General features: G+C 70.7%; 22 protein-coding genes. 12 read left to right on the top strand and 10 right to left on the bottom strand.

Annotated features, from left to right (window positions below; translation table 11 throughout):
• The first annotated feature begins 296 nt into the window (after positions 1 to 296).
• Positions 297 to 572 (top strand): hypothetical protein, encoded by a 276-nt coding sequence (locus ACFJIT_RS15570; RefSeq protein WP_379654168.1) that lies wholly within the window; start codon positions 297 to 299, stop codon positions 570 to 572.
• Between the two features lie 444 nt (positions 573 to 1,016).
• On the opposite strand, the gene ACFJIT_RS15565 is transcribed toward ACFJIT_RS15570, so the two are convergent.
• Positions 1,017 to 2,843: a family 43 glycosylhydrolase gene (locus tag ACFJIT_RS15565; RefSeq protein WP_379654167.1), complete on the bottom strand. Its 1,827-nt coding sequence runs from the start codon at positions 2,841 to 2,843 to the stop codon at positions 1,017 to 1,019.
• A 139-nt stretch (positions 2,844 to 2,982) separates the two neighbouring features.
• Here ACFJIT_RS15565 and ACFJIT_RS15560 point away from each other — a divergent pair, with 139 nt between their 5' ends.
• The 5 genes from ACFJIT_RS15560 to ACFJIT_RS15540 all read left to right on the top strand — a co-directional run bounded on the left by ACFJIT_RS15560 (position 2,983) and on the right by ACFJIT_RS15540 (position 7,190).
• Entirely contained in the window at positions 2,983 to 3,336 is a 354-nt protein-coding gene (locus ACFJIT_RS15560) for a hypothetical protein (RefSeq protein WP_286576157.1), read from the top strand.
• Between the two features lie 138 nt (positions 3,337 to 3,474).
• On the top strand, positions 3,475 to 4,365 hold the full coding sequence (locus ACFJIT_RS15555) for a TauD/TfdA dioxygenase family protein (RefSeq protein WP_379654166.1): 891 nt from the start codon (positions 3,475 to 3,477) through the stop codon (positions 4,363 to 4,365).
• 50 nt (positions 4,366 to 4,415) lie between these two features.
• On the top strand, positions 4,416 to 5,486 hold the full coding sequence (locus ACFJIT_RS15550) for an ABC transporter substrate-binding protein (protein ID WP_130523977.1): 1,071 nt from the start codon (positions 4,416 to 4,418) through the stop codon (positions 5,484 to 5,486).
• 19 nt (positions 5,487 to 5,505) lie between these two features.
• Positions 5,506 to 6,312, top strand: coding sequence for an ABC transporter ATP-binding protein (locus ACFJIT_RS15545; protein WP_379655787.1), 807 nt, complete (start codon positions 5,506 to 5,508; stop codon positions 6,310 to 6,312).
• Positions 6,309 to 7,190, top strand: coding sequence for an ABC transporter permease (locus ACFJIT_RS15540; RefSeq protein WP_379654165.1), 882 nt, complete (start codon positions 6,309 to 6,311; stop codon positions 7,188 to 7,190). Before ACFJIT_RS15545 ends, ACFJIT_RS15540 begins: the two co-directional genes overlap by 4 nt.
• Before the next feature lie 63 nt (positions 7,191 to 7,253).
• Here ACFJIT_RS15540 and ACFJIT_RS15535 read toward each other — a convergent pair whose 3' ends face one another.
• The 3 genes from ACFJIT_RS15535 to ACFJIT_RS15525 form a co-directional block, all read right to left on the bottom strand.
• The gene (locus tag ACFJIT_RS15535) at positions 7,254 to 8,543 is read right to left on the bottom strand and encodes an MFS transporter (protein WP_379654164.1); all 1,290 of its coding nucleotides are present in this window, start codon (positions 8,541 to 8,543) and stop codon (positions 7,254 to 7,256) included.
• Positions 8,544 to 8,856: 313 nt separating this feature from the next.
• Positions 8,857 to 10,062: an enoyl-ACP reductase FabV gene (fabV, locus tag ACFJIT_RS15530; protein WP_379654163.1), complete on the bottom strand. Its 1,206-nt coding sequence runs from the start codon at positions 10,060 to 10,062 to the stop codon at positions 8,857 to 8,859.
• A 103-nt stretch (positions 10,063 to 10,165) separates the two neighbouring features.
• Positions 10,166 to 10,798: a LysE family translocator gene (locus tag ACFJIT_RS15525; protein WP_130534847.1), complete on the bottom strand. Its 633-nt coding sequence runs from the start codon at positions 10,796 to 10,798 to the stop codon at positions 10,166 to 10,168.
• A 93-nt stretch (positions 10,799 to 10,891) separates the two neighbouring features.
• Between ACFJIT_RS15525 and ACFJIT_RS15520 the strand changes: the two genes are divergently transcribed.
• On the top strand, positions 10,892 to 12,958 hold the full coding sequence (locus ACFJIT_RS15520) for a bifunctional 2',3'-cyclic-nucleotide 2'-phosphodiesterase/3'-nucleotidase (protein ID WP_379654162.1): 2,067 nt from the start codon (positions 10,892 to 10,894) through the stop codon (positions 12,956 to 12,958).
• 27 nt (positions 12,959 to 12,985) lie between these two features.
• On the opposite strand, the gene eutC is transcribed toward ACFJIT_RS15520, so the two are convergent.
• The 5 genes from eutC to ACFJIT_RS15495 are packed head-to-tail and all read right to left on the bottom strand — an operon-like array spanning position 12,986 to position 17,501.
• A complete protein-coding gene (gene eutC / locus ACFJIT_RS15515; RefSeq protein WP_379654161.1) occupies positions 12,986 to 13,765 on the bottom strand; it encodes an ethanolamine ammonia-lyase subunit EutC in 780 nt (259 codons plus the stop codon).
• Entirely contained in the window at positions 13,762 to 15,165 is a 1,404-nt protein-coding gene (locus ACFJIT_RS15510; RefSeq protein WP_379654160.1) for an ethanolamine ammonia-lyase subunit EutB, read from the bottom strand. The genes eutC and ACFJIT_RS15510 overlap by 4 nt, the downstream gene beginning before the upstream one ends.
• The gene (locus ACFJIT_RS15505) at positions 15,162 to 15,848 is read right to left on the bottom strand and encodes an RraA family protein (protein WP_379654159.1); all 687 of its coding nucleotides are present in this window, start codon (positions 15,846 to 15,848) and stop codon (positions 15,162 to 15,164) included. The genes ACFJIT_RS15510 and ACFJIT_RS15505 overlap by 4 nt, the downstream gene beginning before the upstream one ends.
• The gene (locus ACFJIT_RS15500) at positions 15,845 to 16,648 is read right to left on the bottom strand and encodes an HpcH/HpaI aldolase/citrate lyase family protein (protein ID WP_379654158.1); all 804 of its coding nucleotides are present in this window, start codon (positions 16,646 to 16,648) and stop codon (positions 15,845 to 15,847) included. The genes ACFJIT_RS15505 and ACFJIT_RS15500 overlap by 4 nt, the downstream gene beginning before the upstream one ends.
• Positions 16,641 to 17,501 (bottom strand): hypothetical protein, encoded by an 861-nt coding sequence (locus ACFJIT_RS15495; protein ID WP_379654157.1) that lies wholly within the window; start codon positions 17,499 to 17,501, stop codon positions 16,641 to 16,643. The genes ACFJIT_RS15500 and ACFJIT_RS15495 overlap by 8 nt, the downstream gene beginning before the upstream one ends.
• Positions 17,502 to 17,802: 301 nt before the next feature.
• Here ACFJIT_RS15495 and ACFJIT_RS15490 point away from each other — a divergent pair, with 301 nt between their 5' ends.
• From ACFJIT_RS15490 to ACFJIT_RS15470, 5 genes are all read left to right on the top strand, one after another.
• On the top strand, positions 17,803 to 18,585 hold the full coding sequence (locus ACFJIT_RS15490; protein ID WP_205956729.1) for a LuxR family transcriptional regulator: 783 nt from the start codon (positions 17,803 to 17,805) through the stop codon (positions 18,583 to 18,585).
• Positions 18,586 to 18,768: 183 nt separating this feature from the next.
• Positions 18,769 to 19,692, top strand: coding sequence for a proline iminopeptidase-family hydrolase (locus ACFJIT_RS15485; protein WP_379654156.1), 924 nt, complete (start codon positions 18,769 to 18,771; stop codon positions 19,690 to 19,692).
• Entirely contained in the window at positions 19,689 to 20,543 is an 855-nt protein-coding gene (locus ACFJIT_RS15480; protein WP_379654155.1) for a nitrilase-related carbon-nitrogen hydrolase, read from the top strand. Before ACFJIT_RS15485 ends, ACFJIT_RS15480 begins: the two co-directional genes overlap by 4 nt.
• A gap of 79 nt (positions 20,544 to 20,622) precedes the next feature.
• The gene (locus ACFJIT_RS15475) at positions 20,623 to 22,845 is read left to right on the top strand and encodes a TonB-dependent siderophore receptor (protein WP_379654154.1); all 2,223 of its coding nucleotides are present in this window, start codon (positions 20,623 to 20,625) and stop codon (positions 22,843 to 22,845) included.
• Between the two features lie 70 nt (positions 22,846 to 22,915).
• Positions 22,916 to 24,160, top strand: a complete 1,245-nt coding sequence (locus ACFJIT_RS15470) for an MFS transporter (protein ID WP_379654153.1) — start codon at positions 22,916 to 22,918, stop codon at positions 24,158 to 24,160.
• 30 nt (positions 24,161 to 24,190) lie between these two features.
• Here the strand turns inward: ACFJIT_RS15470 and ACFJIT_RS15465 are convergent, their stop codons facing one another.
• Positions 24,191 to 25,615 carry an amino acid permease gene (locus ACFJIT_RS15465; RefSeq protein ID WP_379654152.1) on the bottom strand — a complete coding sequence of 475 codons (1,425 nt, stop codon included), beginning with the start codon at positions 25,613 to 25,615 and terminating at the stop codon, positions 24,191 to 24,193.
• Positions 25,616 to 25,634: the final 19 nt, after the last annotated feature.

The following is a 25,634-nucleotide window of genomic DNA, read 5'->3' as shown; positions in this document are numbered from 1 at the left end:
GCTTGCCGCAGTGCGGCTTGACTGCGCCAGCGAAGGCGTCCGGGGCAGCCCGGCGATCACATTCCCAACCGCTTGTTCAGTGGCAAACGCCGTGGCGGCAAGGCTTGCACGCCCTGCAATGCGGATGGCATCTGGCCTACACCCCTCGTAAACATCGCTGTGCCCACCATGCCGCCCGGTCTCGACCCGCCGCCAGGCAGCGCATCGCATGAACGCAGTAAGACAACAGCCTCTGTCGGCCGCGGCCCGCGACATCGAGGAGCGCATCTTCCGCCGGGGCGTGAGCGACGCAGGAAGTGCGCCAGGCCATCGATCTGGTGGCCGAGTACGTGGCCACGCACACCGAGCAGGCGCCCGAAGGGCAGGACTGGTGGAGCGCGTTCGCCGAGGTCTATGAGGACCTGACGCGCAACTTCAGCGTCGCCCAGACCGAGGCCTTCGAGATCGCCACCGATACCATCCTGGTCGCCTGCGGCCGCCCGCGCTGGAGCTGCATGCGCGGCGGCGCCGGCGCGCGCCGCGCCATCACGCAGTCGGGCGGCATGCCGGGCCGTTGGTCGTCGGCGGCCTGAGGCGGGCCATCGCAGCTCTCCGCTCCCTCCTGTAGAGCGGAGCTTGCTCCGCTGCGTTTCGTTCGGTTCGTGGGGAAGGCCCCAGCGGAGTCCCCAAGAGGGGATTGCCACAAGCTCCGCTCTACAGGCAGGCCACTGCGGGATTTGAGGAGACAGTTGCTCCCACCGAGCGGCCAGGTCCTGTGATCCGGGGCGAAGGTCGTGACCGGGTGTGCAGTCCTGCGCGCATTCGGATTTTTCCTACGCCGTATCGGGATATCGCCCGACGGCCTGCGTCAGGCGAGACGGGCGATGCTCGATCCGCCCCGGCAGCAGCCCTCGCAACGGCAAGGAACGCCGCTCGCAAGGACCATGGGCGCGACCCTGAGCAAGTCGCACGCAGTGCCGGTGGCGTTCTCCTTCTGGCCGGTTCCCCCCGGCCTTTTTTTTGCCCGCGCGCCGCGGCTACGGCAGCGCGACCGGCGCGGCCAACGGCGACACGCCGCGTTCGTCGAAGGCTTCCACCGATACCACATAGCCAGGGTCGGTGTTCAACGCGCGCAGGTCCAGCGTGGTGCCGCGGTCGGCGAAGACCTGGTAGGTCAGGGTCAGCCGGTCGGCGCGCAGGCCCCAGCGCACGTTGTAACCGACCGCGCCGGGGACCGGGTTCCAGTGGACGGTCGCGTTGCGGCGATCGGTCTCGCGGGTGGCGCGCAGGCCGGAGGGCGCGGGCGGGGCGGGGCCGTCGGCGTTGCCGAACACGCGCAGGTCGCTGATCGCCAGGTGCTGCGCGCCGACATGGCCGTGCACGTAGCGGATGTAGCGCGTGCGCACCGGCTCGGGCAGCGGCAGGTAGGCGTTGGGGCGGTCGCGGCGCGTGGCCGGGTCGTCGCCGACCTCGGCCAGCGGCGCCCAGTGCCGGCCATCGTGCGAGTGCTGCAGCCGGAAGCTGGTGTACACCTGCGGCCCGTCGCCGAACACCCCGGACTGGAAGTCGGCGAAGTCGACCTGCACCGCGCGCACCGTGCGCTCGCCGCCCAGGTCCACGCTCAGCGTCTGGCCGGCGTCGGCCGAGGCGGCCACCCAGAACGTGCGCGGATCCTCGTCGGTGACATTGGCCGCGCGATGGGTGCCGTCGTCGGACGAGGCCGTGGCCCGCTTGCGGTAGGACAGCAGCATCCAGCCGGTGAACAGCGCCTCGGGATCATCGACCGGGCCGTCCGGCATCCAGTGCGGGAAGTCGCCGAAGCGCGTGGACACGCGCATCTGGCCGTCGGGGTAGAAGCCGGCCGGGAACAGGGCGATGCGCCGCTCGAAGGTCCAGTTCGCCCCGATCCACGGCGTGCCGCTGTTGAACCAGTTGCCGTGCGCGTCCTGGAAGGTCGAGCCGTGTCCGGCGCCCTGGACGAAGCCGCCCGGCTTGTAGGCGACCGGGTTGTACGCCGCGTAGGTGAACGGCCCCAGCGGCGCATCGCCCACATAGGTGCCGGTCGCGTAGCTGTTGTGTTCGGTGCCTGGCGCGGCGTACTGCAGGTAGTAGCGCCCGGCGTGCTTGGTCATCCACGCGCCTTCCAGGTAGTTGCCCACCGGCCGGCCATCGGGGAACACCGCGCCGCGATGGTCCTGGCCAAAGCGCTCCCAGCCGTGGTGCGCCGGGTCCAGCGCCAGCAGGGCCTGGGGATGGCCGCGATAGGCCAGGCCGCGCGCGGTGCGGTCCAGCGCGATGCCGTAGAGCGGGAACACGTCCGAGCTGCCCCAGTACAGATACCACTGGCCGTCGTCGTCGATGAACAGGTCCGGGTCCCAGGGGCCCGACGGGATCATGCCCGGCGGCACCTGGCTGTCCCAGTTCTCCTTCACCGCATCGGGCAGTTCGGGCAGCAGGCGGGTGAGGAAGTCCAACCGGCCGCTGGCCGGATTGGTGCTCTGCAGCACCGCGCGCGGGGCGAAGGCCGACTGCATCAGCACCAGGCGCTGCCCGTCGGACACGGCCGCCGGCGCGACCAGGGCTTCGAACGGCCAGCGGCTGGGCCGGACGAAGGTCCAGTGCAGCAGGTCGGTGGAGCGCCAGTAGCCGTCGGCGATGGTCAGGAACAGGTACCAGGCGTCGCCGTGGCGCACGATCGCCGGGTCCGCGCCGGTGCGGTAGCTGATGCCTTCGTTGAGCTGCTCGAAGTTGTAGCGATAGTCCAGGTCGACCGGATTGGCCCAGGTGCGCGCCGGCGGCTGCTGGGCGAGCGCGGCGCCGGCGCACAGCGTCGTGCACGCCAGCAGGAACAGGGGACGGAACATGGCGCTCCCGGCGCGCGTTGGGGAAGCGCATGGTGCCGCAGGATCGCGTCGCCGGCTGGCGCGGCGCAGCACGCCCGGGCGGCGGGGGAGTGGGATTGCCGTCACGCCGGCTTCCCGGCCGCCGGGTAACGTCCAACCCATGGATCAGGACCCGAGCCGCCGCGATTGGCCAGACTGGCTGGACCTCGAGGTCGAGCAGGAATACTGGCGGACGCGCTTCATGGACCTGCCCTGCGCCAAGGCGGGCGACGACATCCACCGCTGCTGGCCGCTGATCGAGCTGGTCTACACGCTGTACGTGCGTTACCCGCGCGCCTCGCTGATCGAGGCGCTGGCGCATTACGAGGCCGGATCGCGCGGTCATCCGCACGGCATGGACCATCAGCAGCTGACCGAGCTGTTCGCCCGCATCTGGGGCCGCATCCTCAAGGTCGCCCGCGGCCGCACGCTGCCGGCCTGGGCGCCCGGCGGGCCGGGGAAGGCCCGTTCCTGACGACCGCCGTGCGCGGCATATGCCATCGAAGGCGGACGACATGCCCGATGGCTATTTCAGTCGCCGTCTGACGGCCCCTAGGGTGGCAGGTCCGGCGGCGCACGGCGCCGTTGGACGTGATCCCTCCCGGAGCCGCCCATGGCTGTCGCTGCCCACGCCGTTTCCCCTGCCATCGCCGACGCGGTGGAGATCGTCCCCTTCGACGCGCCGCTGGGCGCGGAAGTCTGGGGCCTGGACCTGTCGCGCCCGCTGAGCGTGGCGACCTTCGCGCGCATCCACCGCGCGCACCTGGACCACCACGTGCTGGTGTTCCGCGATGCGCGCATCACCCCGGCCCAGCAGGTGGACTTCAGCCGCCGCTTCGGGCCGCTGCAGATCCACGTGCTGCGCAACTTCCAGCTGGCCGGGCATCCGGAGGTGCTGGTGGTGTCCAACATCAAGCAGGACGGCAAGCCGATCGGCCTGGGCGATGCGGGCCACTACTGGCATTCGGACCTGTCCTACAAGGAGCGGCCCAGCCTGGGCTCGCTGCTGCATGCGCAGGAGCTGCCGCGCGAGGGCGGCGACACCTTGTTCGCCAACCAGCACCTGGCCTTCGACACGCTGCCGGCCGAGCTGCGCCGCGCCATCGACGGCCGCCTCGCCGAGCACAGCTACCTGGCCAAGTACGAGGAGCTGCGTGCGCGCAATCCCTATCGCCCGGCGCTGACCCAGGAACAGATCGACGAGGTCGTGCCGGTACGGCATCCGGTGGTGCGTATCCATCCGGAGACCGGCCGCCGCGCGCTGTTCGTCAGCGAGCACTTCACCACCCGCATCGTCGACCTGCCGCAGGACGAAAGCGATGCGCTGCTGGCCGAGCTGTTCGCGCTGAGCACGCGGGAATCCCTGGTGTACCGCCATCGCTGGCAGCCGCACGACCTGGTGTTCTGGGACAACCGCTCGGTCATGCACCTGGCCGCCGGCACGCCCGACAGCGAACGCCGCCTGCTCTACCGCACCACCATCGAGGGCGACGCGCCGTTCTGAAGCGACGCGCCCAACCACTAATCCCGAATCCCCAATCCCGAGCCTGTCCAATGCCCCCACGTTCCGCATCGACCCGCGCGTTCCTGCGCCGCCGCCTGCTGCCCGCCACGGCGCTGCTGCTGTGCGCCGCGCTGCTGGCGGCCTGCGGCAACGCCGGCCAGGGCGAGGCGCCGGCGGGCGCGGCGCCGCAGCAGGCCACGCTGCGCATCGGCAAGCAGTTCGGCATCGTCTACCTGCTGCTGGACGTGGCCGACGCCAAGGGCTTCATCGTCGAGCAGGCCAAGGCCCAGGGCTTGGCGGTCAAGGTGGAGACCCGGCAGCTGTCGGGCGGCGCGGCGATCAACGATGCGCTGCTCAGCGGCGCCATCGACGTGGCCGGCGCCGGCACTGGGCCGCTGTTCACCCTGTGGGACCGCACGCGCGGCCGCCAGGACGTGCGCGGCGTGGCCTCGCTGGGCAACTTCCCCTATCAGCTGATCAGCAACGCGCCGTCGGTGCGCAGCATCGACGATCTGCGCCCGAGCGATCGCATCGCGGTGCCGGCGGTCGGCGTGTCGGTGCAGGCGCGCATCCTGCAGTACGCCTCGGCCCAGCGCTGGGGCCAGGCGCAGGCGCTGAAGCTGGACGCGCAGCAGGTCGCCCTGCCGCATCCGGACGCGGCGGCGGCGATCATCTCCGGCGGCAGCGAGATCACCGCGCATTTCTCCACTCCGCCGTTCCAGCAGCAGGAGCTGGCGCGCAATCCGGCCGCGCACGTGATCCTGGATTCCTACCAGGTGCTGGGCGGTCCGTCCTCGGCCACGGTGCTGTACGCCACGGCGAAGTTCCGCAAGGACAATCCCGCGCTGTACCACGCCTTCCTGGCCGGACTGGACCAGGCGGCCAAGTTCATCGTCGCCCATCCCGAGGAGGCGGCCGAGGTCTACGTGCAGCGCAATCCGGGCAGCGAGCGCGAACAGGTGCTGGCCGTGCTGCGCGATCCGCAGGTGCAGTTCACCATCGCGCCGCAGAACACGCTGGGGCTGGGCCGCTTCATGCAGCAGGTCGGCGCGATCAAGCAGGCGCCGGGCGCGGTGGGCGACTACTTCTTCGACGACCCGCTCATCGCGGGCGGGAGCTAGGCCGGTGAACGTGCACGCATTGCCGCAGCCGATGCTGCAGGTGGACCACGTCAGCCTGGAGTACGCCGAGGCCGGGCGCGTGGTGCGCGCCACCCATCGGGTGAGCTTCGACGTGCACGAGGCCGACCGCTTCGTGCTGCTGGGGCCGTCGGGCTGCGGCAAGTCGACCCTGCTCAAGGCGGTGGCCGGGTTCCTGACGCCGAGCGAGGGCCAGATCCGGCTGGACGGGACGCCGGTCGCCGCGCCCGGGCCGGATCGCGGCGTGGTGTTCCAGGAGTTCGACCAGCTGGCGCCGTGGAAGACGGTGCGGCAGAACGTCGAGTTCGGCCTGCGCGTCGCGCGCAGGTTGGGCCGGGCCGAGGCGCGCGAACGCGCCGGCGATGCGCTGGAGAAGGTCGGCCTGACCGCCTTCGCCGACGCCTATCCGCACACTCTGTCCGGCGGCATGAAGCAGCGCGTGGCCATCGCCCGCGCGCTGGCGATGCAGCCGCGCGTGCTGCTGATGGACGAGCCCTTCGCCGCGCTGGACGCGCTGACCCGCCAGCGCATGCAGGCCCAGCTGCTGGCGCTGTGGGAGCAGGTGCGCTTCACCCTGCTGTTCGTCACCCATTCCATCGACGAGGCGCTGGTGGTCGGCAGCCGGGTGCTGCTGCTCTCGCCGCACCCGGGCCAGGTGCGCGCCGAACTCAACGCGCACCAGTTCGATGCCGGCAGCGGCGCCAGCGTCGCCTTCCAGCAGGCCAGCGCGCATATCCACCACCTGCTGTTCGAGGCGCCGCATGCCGCGCCGACGCCGCTGCGCGCGCGCAGCGAGGCCCAGGCATGAGCGCGGTGGCCACGCCGCTGCGCCGGCAGCCGCCGGTGCGCCCGGAATACACGCGCAGCGTGGTGCCGGTGGAGGCCGCGCGCGCGATCCCGCAGGCGCGGCGCCGGCCTTGGCCGGACGGCCTGCGTCGCGCGCTGGTGCTGGTGGTGCTGGCCGTCGTCTGGGAGATCGCCGCGCGCCTGGTCGGCAACGACCTGCTGCTGCCGAGCTTCCTGCAGACCGCGCGCGCCTTCTACGACGGGCTGATCTCCGGCGAGCTGCCGCGGCGCGTGGCCGCCTCGCTGTGGGTGCTCGCGCAGGGCTATGCGCTGGGCGTGCTCGGCGCGTTCGCGCTGACCGCGCTGGCGGCCTCCACGCGCATCGGCCGCGATGTGCTGGGCACGCTGGTGGCGATGTTCAATCCGCTGCCGGCCATCGCGCTGCTGCCGCTGGCGCTGCTGTGGTTCGGGCTGGGGACCGGCAGCCTGGTGTTCGTGCTGGTGCACTCGGTGTTGTGGCCGCTGGCGCTGAGCACCTTCGCCGGGTTCGAGGCGGTGCCGCAGACCCTGCGCATGGCCGGGCGCAACCTGGGCCTGCGCGGACCGCGCTATGTCGTGCAGCTGCTGGTGCCCGCGGCGCTGCCCTCGATCCTGTCGGGGCTGAAGATCGCCTGGGCCTTCGCCTGGCGCACGCTGATCGCCGCCGAGCTGGTGTTCGGCGCCACCTCGGGTCAGGGCGGGCTGGGTTGGTACATCTTCCAGAACCGCAACGAGCTCTACACCGACAAGGTGTTCGCCGGCCTGGCGATGGTGATCGTGCTGGGGCTGCTGGTGGAGGTGGTGGTCTTCAGCGGCCTGGAGCGGCTGACCGTGCGGCGCTGGGGCATGCAGCGCAGCTAGGGACGCGGGCGAGGCGGGGCGGTGAGCGCACCGCCGAGCGTTCGCCCACGCCCGCCACCAGGCTCAGGAAGGCGTCGGCTCGCCGACCTGCGCCCGCGCGCGGCGGAACAGCACCAGTGTCGCCACCAGGCCGATCAGCGCGGCCAGCGACAGCCACAGCGCCGGGGCCGCCTTGCTGCCGGTGGCGTGGATCAGCCAGGTCGAGACCGCCGGGGTGAAGCCGCCCATGGTCGCCGTGGCCAGGCTGTAGGCCAGCGAGAAGCCGGTGGTGCGCACCGAGGCCGGCATCACCTCGGTCAGCGCCACCACCATCGCGCCGTTGTAGGCGCCGTAGAGCAGCGAGAGCCATTCGCCGGCAATCAGCAGCCGCACGAACGAGGGCGAGGCCACCAGCCAGTGCAGCAGCGGCCAGGCGGTGAGCAGGGTGGCCAGGGACGCGGCGACCAGCAGCGGGCGGCGGCCGACGCGGTCGCTCAGTGCGCCGAACACCGGCAGCCAGACGAAGTTGGACAGGCCGATGCAGCAGGTCACCAGCAGGCTGTCCAGGTCCGACAGCTGCAACGCGTCGCGGCCGTAGGTCGGCATGTAGGCGGTGATCAGGTAGAAGGACACCGTGGTCATCATCACCATGCCCACGCCGGCCAGCACCACGCCGGTGTTCTGCCGCAGCGAGCGCAGCACCGCGCGGCCGTCCGGGCGCTCGGTGCGCGCGGCGAACTCGGGGCTTTCCTCCATCGAGCGCCGGATGAGGAAGATCACCGGCACGATCAGGCAACCGATGAAGAACGGGATGCGCCAGCCCCAGGCGTCCATCTGCGCCGGCGCCAGCCACGAGTGCAGCGCCACGCCCAGCGCGCCGGCGAACACCACCGCCACCTGCTGGCTGGCCGACTGCCAGGCCACGTAGAAGCCGCGGTGGCCGGGCGTGGCGATCTCGGACAGGTAGACCGACACGCCGCCCAGCTCCGCACCGGCCGAGAAGCCCTGCAGCAGCCGGCCCAGCAGCACCAGCAGCGGCGCCAGCACGCCCAGCGTGGCGTAGCCGGGCACGAAGGCGATCAGCAGCACGCCCAGCGACATCAGACCCAGCGTCAGCAGCAGGCCTTTGCGCCGGCCGTGGCGGTCGATGTAGGCGCCCAGCACCAGCGCGCCGAGCGGGCGCATCAGGAAGCCCGCGCCGAACGTCGCCAGCGACAGCATCAGCGAGGCGAAGGCGTTCTGAGAGGGGAAGAAGGTGTGACCGATGGTCGTGGCGTAGAAGCCATAGACCATGAAGTCGTACATCTCGAGGAAGTTGCCGGCGGTGACACGGATCACCGCGGGTGCGCCGTGGGGGGGCGAGGCTGGATTCATCGTGGTGGAAGTGGGGGAGACAAGGGGAGAGCGGAAGCGGCAAACATACGCCGCGCGGGGAAATGTTCCGTGAGAAACAGGAGCGAGGGCGGAGGAATGGAGCGCGAGCAGGAGCCCGCAACCAACTCCCTATCGTCATTCCCGCGAACGCTGGAATCCATGGACGTTCGCGCGGTAAAGCCAGCGGCGCCGCATGGTCAGACGTGCGTCTGCCGAAAAGCATTTCCCGCGTTCGCGGGAATGACGGCGGGAGGCTCGAGGGAGGCGCTTACGCGTCCCTCGTTCCTCCCTACTCGTTCCTGCTAAAAGCTCCTCAGAGCTCGATCACATCGAACTTCACGTCCGGATCGACATCGGCGTCGTAATCCACATCGTCGCGCTCGAAGCCGAACAGCCTGAGGAACTCGCGCTTGTAGTTGGCGTAGTCGGTCAGCTCGAACAGGTTCTCGCTGGTGACCTGCGGCCAGATCGCCTTGGCCGCGGTCTGCACCTCGGGCTTGAGCTCCCAGTCGTCCAGGCGCAGGCGCTGCTCGTCGTCCAGCTCGGGCGCGGCGCCGTCGGCGCGGTACATGCGCTCGCGGAACAGACGGTCCAGCTGCTCGATGGTGCCCTCGTGCAGGCCCAACTCCTTCATCACCTTGAAGACGATGGAGATGTACAGCGGCATCACCGGGATGGCCGAGCTGGCCTGGGTCACCACCGACTTGAGCACGGCCACGTTGGCGCTGCCGCCGGTGGCGGCGAGCCTGGCGCCCAGGCGCTGCGCGGTCGCGTCCAGGTCGGCCTTGGCCTTGCCCAGCGCGCCGTGCCAGTAGATCGGCCAGGTGATCTCGGTGCCGATGTAGCTGAAGGCCACCGTCCTGGCCGCCGGTGCCAGCACGCCGGCCTGGGCCAGCGCATCGATCCACAGTTCCCAGTCCTGGCCGCCCATCACGGTGACCGTGTCGGCGATCTCCTCCTCGGTGGCCGGCTCGATGCTGGCGGTGGTGATGGTGTCCTTGTTGGTGTCGATGGCGGTGGAGGTGTAGGGCGCGCCGATCGGCTTGAGCGCCGAGCGCTTGAGCTCGCCGGTGGACGGCAGCTTGCGCACCGGCGAGGCCAGCGAATACACCACCAGGTCCACTTGGCCGCCCATCTCGGTCTTGATCAGCTCGATGACCTTGGCCCGCGCCTCGTCGGAGAACGCATCGCCGTTGATCGAGCGCGCGTACAGCCCGGCCTGCTTGGCGAACTTGTCGAAGGCGGCCGCGTTGTACCAGCCCGCGGTGCCGGCCTTCTTGTCGCTGCCGGGCTTCTCGAAGAACACCCCCAGCGTGTCGGCGCCGAAGCCGAACGCCGCGCTGATGCGCGCGGCCAGGCCGTAGCCGCTGGAGGCGCCGATCACCAGCACCTTCTTCGGACCGTCCTGGCGCACGCCGCGCGCGCGCGTGGCGGCGATCTGGTCGCGCACGTTGAGCTCGCAGCCCAGCGGATGGGTGGTGGTGCAGATGAATCCGCGGACCTTGGGATGGATGATCAAGACGATGCCTCTCGAATGGGGAACACGTTGCGCGCGGCATCTTAAGCCCCGCGTCGCCCCACGACCACGTGCGCCGGCGTATGGCGCGGCCCGGCGCCGGAGGCTAGCGGCGCGATTCGGTGGCGATGCGCACCGCCAGCGCGGCCAGCACCGTGCCCATCAGCCAGCGTTGCACGCGCTGCCAGGTCGGCCGCTGCGCCAGGAACTGCGCGATGCGGCCGGCGAACATGGCGATCACGGCATTGACCGCCACGCTGATGACGATCTGGGTGGAACCCAGCACCAGCGACTGGCTCAGCACATCCCCGCGCGTGGGATCGACGAACTGCGGCAGCAGGGACAGATACATCACCGCGATCTTGGGATTGAACAGATTGGTGAGGAATCCCATCGTGATCAGCTTGCGGGCATCGTCCTTGGGCAGGTCGCGCACCTGGAACGGCGAGCGGCCGCCGGGCCGCAGCGCCTGCCAGGCCAGCCACAGCAGATAGGCCGCGCCGGCCAGGCGCAAGGTGTCGTAGGCATAGGGCACGGCCACCACGAAGGCGGTGATGCCCAGCGCCGCGCACAGCATGTAGAACACGAAGCCGAGCGCGACGCCGATCAGGGAGATGAGGCCAGCGGACGTGCCCTGGCTGATCGAGCGCGAGATCAGATAGATCATGTTCGGCCCCGGCGTCAGGACCATGCCGAGCGCGACAAGGGCGAAGGCAAGCAGATGGCTGAACTCGGGCATCGGGGACGTCCCTGGAGCGGAAGGAGCCGGAGCGCTGCGCGCAGGCATCCAGTATAGCGAGCGCATCACTGCGTCCTCCCTCAATCGCACCCGATGCGCCGGTGTGACATTGGCAGGCCAACGCGATCTGCTACTTTCGCCCGCCCGCTCCGCCGCGTGACGCTCGTGATCTCAAAACGCCTGCTCCTGCTGTCCTGCTCCGTTCCCGCCGCGCTGGCCGGCTGCGCCTCGGCGCCCGCTACGCGCTCGGCGCTGGCCGATGGCGCCACCGCGCAGGTGGCGATCCTGGAAACCACCGACGTTCACTCCAACATCCTCAGCTACGACTACTACAAGCAGAAGGAAGACCCCACGCTGGGCTATGAGCGGGTGGCCACGCTGATCCGCCGCGCGCGGGCGGAGTTTCCCAATACCTTCCTGTTCGACAGCGGCGACACCATCCAGGGCTCGGTGCTGGCCGATTTCCAGGCCAAGGTGCAGCCGGTCGGCTGCGAGGAGGAGCTGGGCATCTACCAGGCCTTCGACGCGATGGGTTACGACGGCGGCACCGCCGGCAACCATGAGTTCAACTACGGCCTGGGCTTCCTGTCGCAGGTCACCGGCACGCCGATGAACGTCGAGGGCGGCACCAAGGCCAAGTGCAAGGGGCCCGACTTCCCGCTGGTGCTGTCCAACGTGTTCAGCGCGCGCGACGGCCAGCCGATCTTCCAGCCATGGACCATCGTGTCCAAGGACATCACCGTCACCGGCGCCGACGGCAAGCCGGCGCGCGTGCCGCTGCGGGTGGCCATCATCGGCTTCACCCCGCCGCCGATCCTGGACTGGGACAAGCAGAACCTGGAAGGCAAGGTCACCGTGACCGGCGTGGTCGAGGCCGCGCAGCGCTACCTGCCGCAGATCCAGGCCCAGCACCCTGACCTGGTGGTCGGCATCCTGCACGGCGGGCTCAACGCCGCGCCGTACACGCCGGACATGGAGAACGGCGGCTGGCACCTGGCCGGCGTGCCCGGCATCGACGTGCTGCTGCTGGGCCATTCGCATACCGAATTCCCGGGGCCGCGCTACAAGGATCTGCCGCAGACCGACGCCACGCGCGGCTTCGTGCGCGGCAAGCCGGCGGTGATGGGCGGCTTCTTCGGCAAGGACCTGGGCGTGATCGACCTGAAGCTGGTACGCCGCGACGGGCGCTGGGCGATCGATCCGGCCGGCACGCACAGCGAGGTGCGCCCGATCTGCACGTCCAAGACCGAGTGCGTGCCGGTGGATCCGGCCATCGCGCCGCTGGTGGCGCGTGCGCATGCGGCCGCGCAGGCCTATGTCGACACGCCGATCGGCACCAGCACCGTGCACTTCTCCAGCTACTTCGCCGATGTGGGCAACAGCACCGCGCTGGCCGTGGTCAACGCCGCCCAGCGCGACTACGTGCTGCGCGAGCTGCCGGTGCAGCATCCGGAACTGAAGGACGTGCCGGTGCTGTCGGCGGCCGCGCCGTTCCGCACCGGCTTCGGCGGGCCGGACGACTACACCGACGTGCCCGCCGGCACGCTGACCCTGCGCAGCGCCGCCGATCTGTACTTCTATCCCAACACGCTGACGGCGGTGAAGACCGACGGCGCCGGGGTCAAGGCCTGGCTGGAGACCTCGGCCCAGCGCTACAGCACCATCGACCCGGCCAAGCCCGGCCCGCAGGCGCTGATCAACACCCGCTACGTGCCCTACAACGTCGATCAGCTGCAGGGCGGCGTGGCCTATGTGATCGATGTGACCAAGCCGGCCGGCCAGCGCATCACCCAGCTGACCTACCGGGGCAAGTCGATCGATCCGAAGCAGCCGTTCGTGGTGGTGACCAACAACTACCGCGCCAGCGGCGGTGGCGGCTTCCCGGGCCTGGACGGCCGCAACATCGTGCTGGCCGCGCCCGACGGCAGCCGCGAGATCCTGGCGGCCTGGATCAAGGCCAAGGGCAGGATCACGCCGGCCGACCTCGAGCCGACCTCCTGGCGCTTCGCCCCGGTCAAGGCCGCCGGCCCGCTGACCTTCGACTGCCCGGCCGGCAAGCTCGACGTCGCCCGGGCGCAGCAGCTGCCGCCGATCCGCGAGCTCTCCGGCAGCGGCGACGGCGCGGCGGTGTGCGCGATCGATCTGTCCGCGCGCAAGTAGGCCAACACAGGCCTGCCGGCCAGACCCTCAGCCGGGCAGCAGGCCCTGACTTTCGTCCTTGAGCGCCACGCCGGTGGCGCCTAACAGCTGCGCAGCGCCGATCAGCCACCAGAGCTTGGCGGCGGCCTGGGCCGGCGACAGCCCGGCGGCGTGGATGTTGGAGATGCAGTTGCGGTCGGCATCGGTCAGGCCCGGGCCCGGAGTGTGGGTCAGGTAGATCCCCAGGCTGTCGCAGGTGCTCAGGCCCGGGCGCTCGCCGATCAGCACCGCCACCATCGGCGCGCCGAGCAGATCGCCGCAGGCATCGCCCAGCGCCACGCGCGCCTGCCGGGCCAGGATCACCGGGCCCACCGACCAGTCGACCGGGCGCTGGGCCAGGATCTGGGCGCAGACCGCTGCGGCGTGCCGCGCGATGGCGGTGGCCGACAGGCCATCGGCGATCACCAGCAGCAGGGCGTCGTCCTGGCGCAGGCGCGGCTGCTGGCCCAGCGCCTGACGGCTCTCGGCGGACAGCTGCCGTCCAAGGTCGGGACGGCGCAGATAACGGGCGCGATCGGGCGCGGCGCTGTCCACCTCGATCGCCTGCAGGCCCAGCGCCGCCAGCGCGGCGCGCAGGGCCGCGCAGTCCATCGCGGCGTGGACCGCATCGCGCGCCCGCGCATGCGCCACGCCGGCGGCGAGCACCTCGCGCGTGGGCAGGCTGGTGCCGCTGCGGCCCAGGCCGATCCTGGCCGGGGTGTGCTCGCGCAGGGCCTGCCAGGGGTCGGGCAGGGGCGCGCGCAGGTCCGGATCGGTGTCCCCGCTCATGGGCCGGCCTGCGGCGGCATGCGCTCAAGCAGGCGCTGCATCATCTCCGGCTGCCGCCCGTGCTGCAGCAGCGCGCCGTTGGCGTCCGCCAGCGACACGCGCTGCAGCCAGCGCTCGAACTCCGGCGCGCGCCGCAGTCCCAGCAGCCGGCGCAGGTACAGCGCGTCGTGGAAGGCGCTGCTCTGGTACATCAGCATGATGTCGTCGCCGCCGGGCACGCCCATCATGTAGGTCAGGCCCGCGGCGGCCAGCAGGGTCATCAGCGTGTCCATGTCGTCCGCGTCGGCCTGCGCATGGTTGGTGTAGCAGACGTCGCAGCCCATCGGCAGCCCGAGCAGCTTGCCGCAGAAGTGGTCCTCCAGCCCGGCGCGGATGATCTGCTTGCCGTCCAGCAGGTATTCGGGGCCGATGAAGCCCACCACCGTATTGACCAGCAGCGGCTGGAACCGGCGCGCCACCGCGTAGGCGCGCGCCTCGCAGGTCTGCTGATCCACGCCATGGTGCGCACCGGCCGACAGCGCGCTGCCCTGCCCGGTCTCGAAGTACATGACGTTCTGGCCCACGCTGCCGCGCCCCAGTGCGCGCGCGGCCTGGTGGCCCTCCTCCAGCAGCGCCAGGTCGATGCCGAAGCTGGCGTTGGCCGCCTGGGTGCCGGCGATGGACTGGAACACCAGGTCCACCGGCGCGCCGCGCTCGATCATGCGCAGGCTGTTGGTGATGTGGGTCAGCACGCAGCTCTGGGTGGGGATCTCCAGCCCGGCGATGAGGTCGTCGAGCATGCGCACCTGCGCGGCCAGACCGCGCGGATCGTCGCTGGCCGGGTTGATGCCGATGACCGCATCGCCGGCGCCGTACAGCAGGCCATCGACGATGCTGGCGGCGATCCCGCGCAGATCGTCGGTGGGATGGTTGGGCTGCAGGCGCACCGACAGCGTGCCGGCCAGCCCCAGCGTGTTGCGGAAGCGCGTGACCACCTCGCAGCGGCGCGCGATCAGGATCAGGTCCTGGTTGCGCATCAGCTTGCTGACCGCGGCCACCATCTCCGGGGTCAGGCCCGGCGCCAGCTGGGTCAGCGCCGCGGTCGTGGCGCGCTCGGACAGCAGCCAGTCGCGCAGCTCGCCCACGGTCAGGTGCGCCACCGGTGCGAAGGCGACCGCGTCGTGCGTGTCCAGGATCAGCCGCGTCACCTCGTCCTGCTCGTAGGGGATCAGCGCCTCGTGCAGGAAGCGCCGCAGCGGCACCTCGGCCAGGCACAGGCGCGCGGCCATGCGCTCCAGTTCCGAATCGGCGGCCAGCCCCGCCAGCTGGTCGCCCGAGCGCAGCGGGCTGGCCTTGGCCAGCAGCGCGCGCAGATCGCAAAAGTCCCAGACCGTGCCGTCGATGACGTGGCGATAGCTCATCGCGTGGGCCCGGCGCCCGCCATCACCAGGGCGCTGGCGCCGCTGTGCAGGCCCAGCGCCTGGCCCGCGCGCACCGCGTCGAGCAGGGTGTCGGCCCGCGCCTGCAGGGCCAGCGCGGCGCGCGCGATCTCCGCGGCCTCCTGGCGCGGCAGCACCAGCACGCCGTCGGCATCGGCCACCACCGCATCGCCGGGCTGGACCACCACGCCGCCGCAGCTCACCGGATGGTTGAGGCGACCGCCCCAGTCCAGCAGGCGGGTGGTGACCGATGAGGTGCCGCGGCACCACACCGGCAGGCCGCTGGCCTGCAGCTGCTCCAGGTCGGTGCAGGGGCCATCGAGGATCACGCCGGCGGCGCCGGTGCGCTGGATCGCCGCGGCGACGATGCCGCCCAGGCAGGCATGGTCGCGATCGCCCAGGCGGTCGATCACCAGCGCATCGCCGGGGCGCAGCAGGCTCAGGGCGTGGTGCAGCAGGGTCGAGTCGGCGCCCGGGATGGCCAGGGTGACCGCGGTCCCCACCAGGCGCAGCCCGGGCGCGACCGGACGCAGGTCGCGGCGCATCAGCCCCCACGGGACGCCATGGCCGACGGTGGAGGTTTCCACCTGGGCCAGTGCGGTGCACAGGGCGGCGTCCAGCGGCTCGGGGAAGTCGCCGAGCCAGTAGCGGGGCAGGGCGCTCATGCCTCGGCCTCCGCGGTCGACGCCAGCCGGTGCGCCGGGTCCTCCAGCGTCGCGGCCACGCCGGCGCGCAGGAAGCCCACGTCCGCGCCCAGCGTGACAAGTCCATAGCCGCGCGCGGCCAGGCGCGCGGCGCCGTGGCCGGGCAGCACGGTGCCGCCCAGGGCCAGCCCGGCCTCGCGGCAGCGGCGCTCGCCCTCTTGCCAGAGCTCGAGGAACTCCGGCGCGTCGTAGCGGCCGGGCACGCCGATGCTGGCCGACAGATCCAGCGGGCCGAAGAACAGCATGTCCAGGCCCGGCACCTGGGCCAGCTCGGGAATGGCAGAGACGCCGCGCGCCGACTCGATCATCGCCACCACCAGCGTGTTGGCCTCGGCCTGCGCGGCATAGGCCGAAGCGTGCGCGCCCCAGCCGGCGGCGCGGCAGACCGTGTAGTGCAGGCCGCGCCGGCCGGCGGGCGGATAGCGGCAATGCGCGACCAGCTGGGCGGCCTGCTCGGCCGACTCCACGTTCGGCGCGAGGATGCCCTGCGCGCCGGCATCCAGCAGCGGCTTGATCAGCCGGCTGTCGGCCGCGTCCACCCGCGCCAGCGGCGTCGGGCCGTGCGCGCCGATGGCGCGCAGCTGGGCCAGCGCCACGTCCAGGCTGGTCGGCGTGTGTTCCAGGTCGAGGATCAGCGCGTCCAGGGCGAAGCCGGCCAGGATCTCGGCGACATCCGCACTGGGGGTGAACAGCCACGCGCCGCGCGAGACCGCGCCCGCGCGCAGGCGTTGGACCAGGCGATTAGTCGGCAGCTCATTCATCGCCCAGCCCCCGCTGCCGCAGGAAGAAGCGCGCCGCGGCGGCCTGCAGCGGCGCGCGCTGGTGGCCGGCCCCGGGCACCAGTTCGAACTGGTGATCGACGCCGCAGCTGCGGTAGTTGGCCGACAGCGCCTGCAGGCGTTCGATGCGGGTCTGGCCCGCGCCATGCTGCAGGGTCGGCACGCCGGGCGCGGCGCGCGGCGAGAGCGGCGGCAGCTCGGCGGTGTCCAGTTCGCCCACGGCCAGGTGGATGGCGACCTGGCGGATCGCCGGCAGGTCCACGGCCTGCCCGTACTGCTGCTCCAGATCGGCCACGCCCAGCCAGCACGGCGCGTGCAGGTTCAGCGGCGTGGGATGGCCCGGGGCGCAGATCGACACCGCCTCCAGCGTGCGCGGATGCAGGTAGAGGAAGCGATGCGCGAAGTGCGCGCCGCCGGAGAAGCCGAACAGCTGCAGCGGCGCCGGCTGCAGGCCGTAGCGCTGGCGCACCTCCTCGACCATGCGCAGCAGCACCAGGTCGAAGCGGATGTCGTGGTAGCGGATGTACTTGTAGTTGTCCATGTCGTCCGGGTCGCCGATGCCGCAGGGAAACAGCGGCGCCAGCACGACCGCCCCGGAGCGCTCGGCGAGCTGGGCGAAGCCATCGCAGTAGTCCTGGTGGCTGCGCTCGCTGCCGTGCATGGCGACCACGATCCGCGAGGCGGTGGTGTACGGCGTCTGCGGCAGATACAGGCAGTAGCTGAAACGCTGGTCGTAGCGGCACGCGAGCTGCGGGGTGCGGCCGCGGGTGAACAGCTTGCTGTTGTTGACGGTGATGTTGATGGCGCGACTCCGGAAATAAATGGGGAAATCCAAGGCGATCGGTGCACATCAATCCGTTGGGGCCTGCGCGCGCGTGCGCCGAAAAAACCGCGCTATGATCCGGACGCAGGCGCTCGGGGTTGCACCAGCGCGCCTGGCGATCGGTCGGCACGGATGCGCGAGGCAGCGCGACGCAAGGCGCACGGTGGGCCGCAGCACCGGCCCGCGACCGGCCAGGACCCCGCAAGCGACCCTGGGGAGGGGCGCTATACGCCCGGACAGGACGACCGGGTTCGCCATTGCCGCTTCCTGGCCCGCAGCGGGCCGGGGCGAGATGCTTGGGGACATCCGGCTCATGCACGCCATCGACAATTCGTGGGAACTGCCCGACATGGTGCCCGCGGCGACCAGCGTCCAGGATTGCCTGCGCAATGCGCTGCAGATCGCGCGTCGCTTCGGATTCGACGCGCTCATCTACGACTTCGCCCCGGTGCCGACCACGCCCGAAGGCGTGCTGATGACGCCCAGCGTGATCGAGCCCTGCAACGTGCCCTCGGACATGCGCGACCTGTGGGTGCGCCAGGGCCTCTACCAGAAGGATCCGGTACAGGCGCTGGCACTGCGCGGGTCCTGCCCGTTCTTCTGGTCCTATCACCGCAAGGAGGCCTCTGCGCTGCAGCCGCATCTGGACGAGGACAGCCACGCGGTGGCCGAAGTGCTGCACGACTGGCACTACACGCGCGGGGTCACCGTGCCGCTGCACATGCCCGGCAACCGCTTCGCCACCATGACCGCGCTGTGGCACGACGCGTGTTTCGCCGAGGCGCGCCAGGCGCTGGACCTGCACGTGCTGCGGCTGGCCTATCTGGCGCATGCGACCAACGATCGGCTGGCGCAGTTGTTCGGCCGCGAGGAGCTCACCCCGGTCGGCATCGGCCTGAGCGTGCGCGAGCAGGAGTGCATCGTGCTCTCGGCCCAGGGACTGTCCTCCAAGCAGATCGCCTGGAAGCTCAAGCGCTCCGAGTCCACCGTGGTGCTGCATCTGCAGAGCGCCGCGCGCAAGCTGGGCGGGCGCAACCGGGCGCAGGCCATCGCCCGTGCCGCGCATTTCGGCTATCTGCGCGAGCCGCTGGATTGATGTGCGGATTCTCAAAGAGCGGGCCGTCGCCGCGGCGGTGAGGCCGGCGGGGTCTGGCGGGTTGCGGATCCATGCTAGCGACCGGCCCTCGCAATAAAACTGCAATTTCTTACAGTTGTCGCAAGGCCGCCGGATCGCGAGTCTTGGTTGCGAAGGGGACTGTCCCCGCAACCGGAACGATCGATGCACCAGCGCAGTGTCCCCCGCGAAGGCCATGTCTCTTTCAGGGGGCATGCCACGTGGTATCGGGTGATCGGCGATCTGCGCTCCGGCCTGGTCCCGCTGGTGCTGCTGCACGGCGGGCCGGGCTGCACGCACGACTATCTGGAGGCCTTCGCCGACCTGGCGCGGGGCGGCCGGCCGGTGGTGTTCTACGACCAGCTGGGCAACGGGCGCTCCACGCACCTGCGTGAGGCGCCGGATGCCTTCTGGACGGTGCAGCTGTTCCTGGACGAGCTGGACGCGCTGCTCGAACACCTGGGCATCGCCCAGCGCTACGACCTGCTGGGCCAGTCCTGGGGCGGCATGCTGGCGGCCGAGCACGCGGTGCGGCGGCCGGCCGGACTCAACGCCCTGGTCATCGCCTCCTCGCCTTCGTCGTTTCCGCTGTGGGTGCGCGAGGCGCAACGGCTGCGCAAGGCCTTGCCGCAGGACGTGCGCGAGGCGCTGGAGCGCCACGAGGCCACCGGCGACTACCAGCATCCGGACTACCAGGCCGCCACCCAGGTCTTCTACCAGCGCCACGTCTGTCGCCTGGACCCTTGGCCGGCGGAAGTGCAGCGCACCTTCGCCGCGATGGCCGACGATCCCACCGTCTACTTCAGCATGAACGGGCCGACCGAGTTCCACGTCATCGGCAGCCTGCGCGACTGGGACATCGGCGCGCGCCTGGACCAGGTGCAGGCGCCGACGCTGGTGATCTCCGGCGCCCATGACGAGGCCACGCCGGCCTGCGTGGCCGCCTATGTCGAACGCATCCCCGACGCGCGCTGGGTGTGCATGCCGGCGTCCTCGCACATGTGCCATGTCGAAGAGCGCGAGGCGACGATGCGGCATATCGATGCCTTCCTGGCCGCGCACGATCGCCTCGGTGGAGGTACAGCATGAGCGCGCCGGTGCAGGTGGCCGCCGTGCAGCTGTGCAGCGGCGCGGACGTGGCCGCCAACAACGCCGCCATCGCCGCGGCGGTGCGCGCGGCGGCGCACGCCGGTGCGCAGCTGGTGTGCCTGCCGGAAGCGGCCAACCTGCTGCTGCGCGACAACCGCGACTATCCGGGCACCTGCCTGCCCGAGGCGCAGGACACCACGCTGGCCCTGTGCGCCGACCTGGCGCGCGAGCTCGGCATCTGGCTGCACACCGGCTCGCTGCTGCTGCGCACCGAGGACGGTACGCGCATCTGGAACCGCAGCCATGTGATCGACCCGCGCGGCGAGGTGGTGGCGCGCTACGACAAGCTGCACACCTTCGACGTGCGCCTGGGCGGCGCCGGCGACTTCCAGGAGTCGGCCAGCGTGCGCCCCGGCCAGGGCGCGCCGACGGTGGTGGAGATCGTGCCGCTGGGCCTGCGCCTGGGGCTGTCGATCTGCTACGACCTGCGCTTCGGCTATCTCTACGAGGCCCTGGCCCAGGCCGGCGCCGATGTCCTGCTGATCCCGGCCTCGTTCTCGGTGGTCACCGGCCCGCTGCACTGGGAGGTCCTGCTGCGCGCCCGCGCGATCGAGACCTGCAGCTACGTGGTCGCGCCGGCCCAGTGCGGCCAGCGCGATGGCGTCCACACCTACGGCCACAGCCGCATCGTCGCACCGTTCGGACAGGTCATCGCGGCCGCCAGCGATGACCCCACCGTGCTCGGCGCGCGCCTGGATCCGGCCGAGGTCATCGACGCGCGCCAGCGCCTGCCCACCCTGTCCCAACGGCGGCAGCTGCCGCCGACGCACTGCATCCGCATCGGCGACTGACCCGCTCAGCGCGCCTGCTCCTCCCGCCGTTCCACTGCTCGCCAGCCCTCCCTGTCAGCCTTCTCAGGAACACCTCCCCATGACCCGCTCCGCCTTCCCCGTCGTGTCTCATGCCCATGCGCGGCGCGCCCTCGCGCGGCCCCGCCTGCTGTGTTGTGTCATCACCGCCGTGCTGCTGGGCGCGGCCGCCGGCCCGCTTGCCGCGCAGAGCGCCACGCCCGCCGATGGCGGCGAGGACAACGTCAAGGAACTGGGCAAGGTCATCACCAAGGGCACCCGCCAGATCAAGGACGTGACCGGCGGCGCGCTGGGCGTGGTGTCCAAGCTCAACACGCCGTTCTCCATCTCGGCCGTGTCCTCCGAGGCCCTGCAAGACAAGCAGCCGGCCTCGCTGTACGACGCCTTCGGCGGCGACGCCAGCGTGACCCGCCAGGCCGGCAGCGCCTACACCGGCTGGTCGTCCTTCATCTCGGTGCGCGGCATCGCGATCTCCTCCACCGACGGCAGCCAGAAGCTCAACGGCGTGCCGGTCACCACCTGGGGCCTGAGCCTGCCGATCGAGGTCATGGACCAGATCCAGCTGATGAAGGGCGCCTCGGGCTTCATGTACGGCTTCACCTCGCCGGGCGGCGCGGTCAACTACGTGACCAAGAAGCCGGTCGAAGGCAGCCTGCTCAGCGCCGATGTGGGCTGGACCTCGAACAACATCCTCAAGGAGCACGTGGACATCGGCCGCGGCGCCTCGGACGGCAGCGGCCTGGGCTTCCGCCTCAACGCGGTCAACGAGGACGGCACCACGCCGACCGGCACCGACGTCAAGCGGCGCGCGCTGTCGCTGGCCACCACGGCCAACCTCACCGATGCGCTGACCTGGTCGTTCGACTCGATCTACGTCAAGTCGCGCTTCGGCAAGCCGGCGCCGATGGTCTTCCTGACCTCCTACAACCAGGAGCGGCTGCCCTCGCCCGAGGGCGTGGTGCGCAATCCGCAGGCCGACCAGGCCTACGACAACCCGCGCTTCCTCTACGTGGGCACGGGGTTGAACTGGAAGTTCGCGCAGGACTGGGCCGCCGACCTGCGCCTGACCCACAGCCGCACCGACCAGGTGTTCTCCAAGGACTACCTGAGCCTGATCAACGCCGCCGGCCGCTATCAGGACCGGACCTTCGAGGGGCTGCAGATCTACAACAACGACGCGGTGCAGCTGCTGCTGACCGGCACGGTGGACGTGTTCGGCCTGGAGAACCGGCTGGTGCTGGGCGGCACCACGATCAAGCAGCGCGAGACGCGCGGCCTGTCGCACCAGCTGCCGGGCTATCGCAACTACGGCTATCGCAACCTGTATGTCGATCAGGACTTCAACTACACGCCGATCGACGTGGACGGCCAGGCGCGCTTCCCCAACAACTGGAACCGGCAGCAGGCGCTGTTCGTCAGCGACACCGTGCAGCTGACGCCGCACTGGCTGGCCATCGCCGGCGTTCGCTTCACCCACTACAGCCAGCAGCAGAGCCGCTACACCTTCGCCTCGCCCACCAGCTATACCAAGTCCAGTCTCGAGGTGACCACCGACGAGACCACCCCGACGCTGGCGCTGATGTACAAGCCGCGCGAGCAGACCACGGTGTACGCCAGCTATTCGGAGGCCCTGGAGCCGGGCAGCGCGGTCGGCGCGCAGTACGTCAACTACGGCGAGCTGAAGGAGCCGGGCACCAGCAAGCAGTGGGAGCTGGGCTTCAAGAACGATGGCAGCCTGGTGCGCACCGCGCTGGCCGCCTTCCGCGTGGACCGCGCCACCGGCTACGGCAACGAGCGCAACGTCTGGGTGCAGAGCGGCATCAGCCGCTATCAGGGCCTGGACGGCCAGCTGGACCTGAAGCTCAGCGACGATCTGGTCGTCGGCGGTTCGGCCGTGTGGCTGGACAAGGCCGATTACCTCAACGCCTCCTTTCCCTGGCTGCTCAACAAGCGCGTGCCCGGTGCGTATCGCACCAGCGCCTCGCTGCACGCCGACTACACGGTGCCGACGGTGGAGGGGCTCTCGTTCTCGGCCCAGGCCCGCTACACCGGCAAGACCGTGGCCTACCAGAACACCGCCCTGAAGCTCACCGTCAGCACGCCCAGCTACACGCTCTACGACCTAACGGCCAAGTACCAGCAGCTGGTCGGCAGCCACGCGGTGACCTACCGTGCGGGCGTGAGCAACCTGTTCGACAAGACCTACTGGATCGGCGGCTCGGCCACGTACATCTTCCTCGGCGATCCGCGCACCTTCTTCGCCAACGTGACCTTCGACTTCTGATCCAGCGCCATGGCCTGGCATCGGTCCATCGGCCCGATGCCAGGTCCGGTTCCCCCCACCAGAGGATGCAATGAGCATGGGTGAGCAGAGCGCGCGTACCACCGGTGCAGGGATCCGGCCCTGGGTGCCGTTCTTCTTCGCGCTGGCGCCGATCAATCTGATCCTGTCGGTGGATCGCAACGCCTTCGTCATGGTGGCGCCGGTGATCCAGCGCGAGTTCGGCTTCGGACTGGCGCAGATGTCCTACATCCTGGCGGCCATCTCCTGGACCTATGCGCTGTTCCAGCTGCCCTCGGGCTGGCTGATCCAGCGCTACGGCTTCCGCAGGCTGCTGGCGATCGCGCTGTTCGGCTGGTCGCTGGCCATCGGGCTGATGCCGCTGGCGGCCGGCTTCTGGACCATGCTGCTGCTGCGCCTGCTGCTGGGCGCGGCGCAGGCCCCGGACTGGCCCAGTTCGGTGGCCGCGATCGCGCGCTGGTTTCCCGCCGAGCGGCGCTCGCGCTTCACCTCCATCGCGCTGTCGGGTCAGTACCTCGGCCCGGTGGTGGGCTCGATCCTCACCGGCGCGCTGGCCTATCGCTACGGATGGCGGGTGTGCTTCTACGCCTATGCGCTGATCGGCGTCGGCCTGTGCGGGGTGTGGTGCCTGCTCACCCGCGGCCAGCCCGGCGGGCCGGTCGCGGCGGCCGACGGCCAGACGCGGATCTGGCCCGAGCTGCGCCAGATGCTGGCCTCGCGCACCACCTGGCTGCTGTCCTCGTTCTACTTCTGCCTGATCAGCGTGCAGGCCTTCTTCCTCAGCTGGCTGCCGCTGTACCTCACCGGCGAACGCGGCGTCACGCTCACCGCCTCGGGCTGGTACAACGCCATGCCCTGGCTGGCGCTGTATGCCAGCGTGACCGCCTACGGCTTCTTCGCCGATCACCTGCTCAAGCGCGGTGGCTCGCTGCGGCAGGCGCGCCTGCCGGCCGGCGTGCTCGGCCTGTGCATGGGCGGCGGCGCGCTGGCGCTGGTGCCGTTCATCAGCAACCTGCACCTGGTGGTAGTCACGCTGTGCCTGTCGCTGTGCGGCGTGGGCCTGGTGCAGGGCGTGCTGTGGTCGTCCGTGCAGGACTTCGGCGGGCGCCGCACGCCGCTGCTGGCGGCCTGGACCGCGTTTTGGGGCAACGTGAGCGCGGGCATCTTCCCGGTGGTGATGGCGCAGCTGGTGGCGCACACCGGCAACTGGACCTATGCGCTGTGCGTGCCGCTGGTGTTCTGCGTCATCGGCATCGTGCTGATCTGCCTGCTGCGCTTCCCCGCCCAGCGGCCCTAGCCCGCACAGGGCAGGGAAGCGCCCGCGACTTCAGCGCGGGGCGTCGGTCTTGCCCAGCTCGGCCTTGCGCCGCCCGTAGGCCAGGTAAGCGACCAGGCCGATCAGGTTCCACACCAGGAAGTACAGCTGGGTGCGGCTGGGCAGGCTGAAGAACAGATACAGGCAGCCGGCGATGGCGACCGGGCCGACGACCCAGGCCAGCGGCGTGCGGAAGCTGCGCGCACGGCCCGGCTCGCGCTTGCGCAGCACCAGCAGGCAGGCGGCCACGGCGGTGAAGGCGGCCAGCGTGCCGGCATTGGCCAGCGCGGCGATCTCGTCCAGGCGCGCCACGCCGGCCAGCGCCGCGACCAGGATCGCGGTGAACAGCGTGGTCGCCACCGGCGTGCCGGTGCGCGCGTTGACCTTGGACAGCCCGCGCGGCAGCAGGCCGTCGCGCGACATCACGAAGAAGATCCGGCTCTGCCCGTACAGGAAGGCCAGCAGCACCGTCGGCAGCGCGATCACCGCGGCGATGCCGATCACCGCCGCGGCCGTGCCGTGGCCCAGCTCGCGCAGAATCAGCGCCAGCGGCTCGGCGCTCTTGCCGAACACGGTGAAGTGCATCGCGCCCACCGCCGCCAGCGCCACCAGCACGTAGATCAGCGTGCAGCCGATCATCGAGCCGACGATGCCGATGGACAGGTCGCGGCCGGGATTCTTGGTTTCCTCCGCCGCGGTGGAGATGGCATCGAAGCCGTAGAAGGCGAAGAAGATGATCGCCGCCGCGGCCATCACCCCATGCTCGACGCCATCGGCGCCCATCGACTTGGAGAAGCCATAGGGCATGAACGGGGTGAGGTGCGCGCTGTCGAAGGCCGGCAGCGCCAGCGCCACGAACACCGCCAGCGCGATCAGCTTGACCACCACCAGCACCGCATTGAGCGTGGCGCTCTCCCGGGTGCCGGCCATCAGCAGCCCGGCCACGGCGAAGGTGATCAGCACCGCCGGCAGGTTGAGCACGCCGCCGGCGTGCGGGCCGGCGATGAGCGCATGCGGCAACGAGACGCCCAGCCATTGCAGGAAGCCGACGAAGTACCCTGACCATCCCACCGCCACGGTGCTCACCACCAGCGAGTACTCCAGGATCAGGCTCCAGCCCACCACCCAGGCGATGAGCTCGCCCAGCGCCGCGTAGCTGTAGGTGTAGGCGCTACCGGCCGCGGGCATCATCGTGGACATCTCGGCGTAGGCCAGCGCCGCGCAGGCGCAGACGATGCCGGCGGCCAGGAACGAGATCAGCACCGCGGGCCCGGCCAGGTTGGCGCCCACGCCGATCAGCGTGTAGATGCCGGTGCCGACGATGGCGCCGATGCCCAGCGCCACCAGATGCGGCCAGGACAGCGTGGGCACCAGGCGGCGCCCGGCTTCGTGGACAGTGATCTGGTCGAGCGGTTTGCGGCGCAGCCAAGCGGACATGCGGTAAGCCTTGGAATCC

The organism is Pseudoxanthomonas sp. UC19_8, from assembly GCF_042700505.1.
GTDB lineage: Bacteria > Pseudomonadota > Gammaproteobacteria > Xanthomonadales > Xanthomonadaceae > Pseudoxanthomonas_A > Pseudoxanthomonas_A winnipegensis.
Note: the sequence above shows the minus strand (reverse complement) of the source record. Positions and strands in the feature narration are given on the sequence as shown.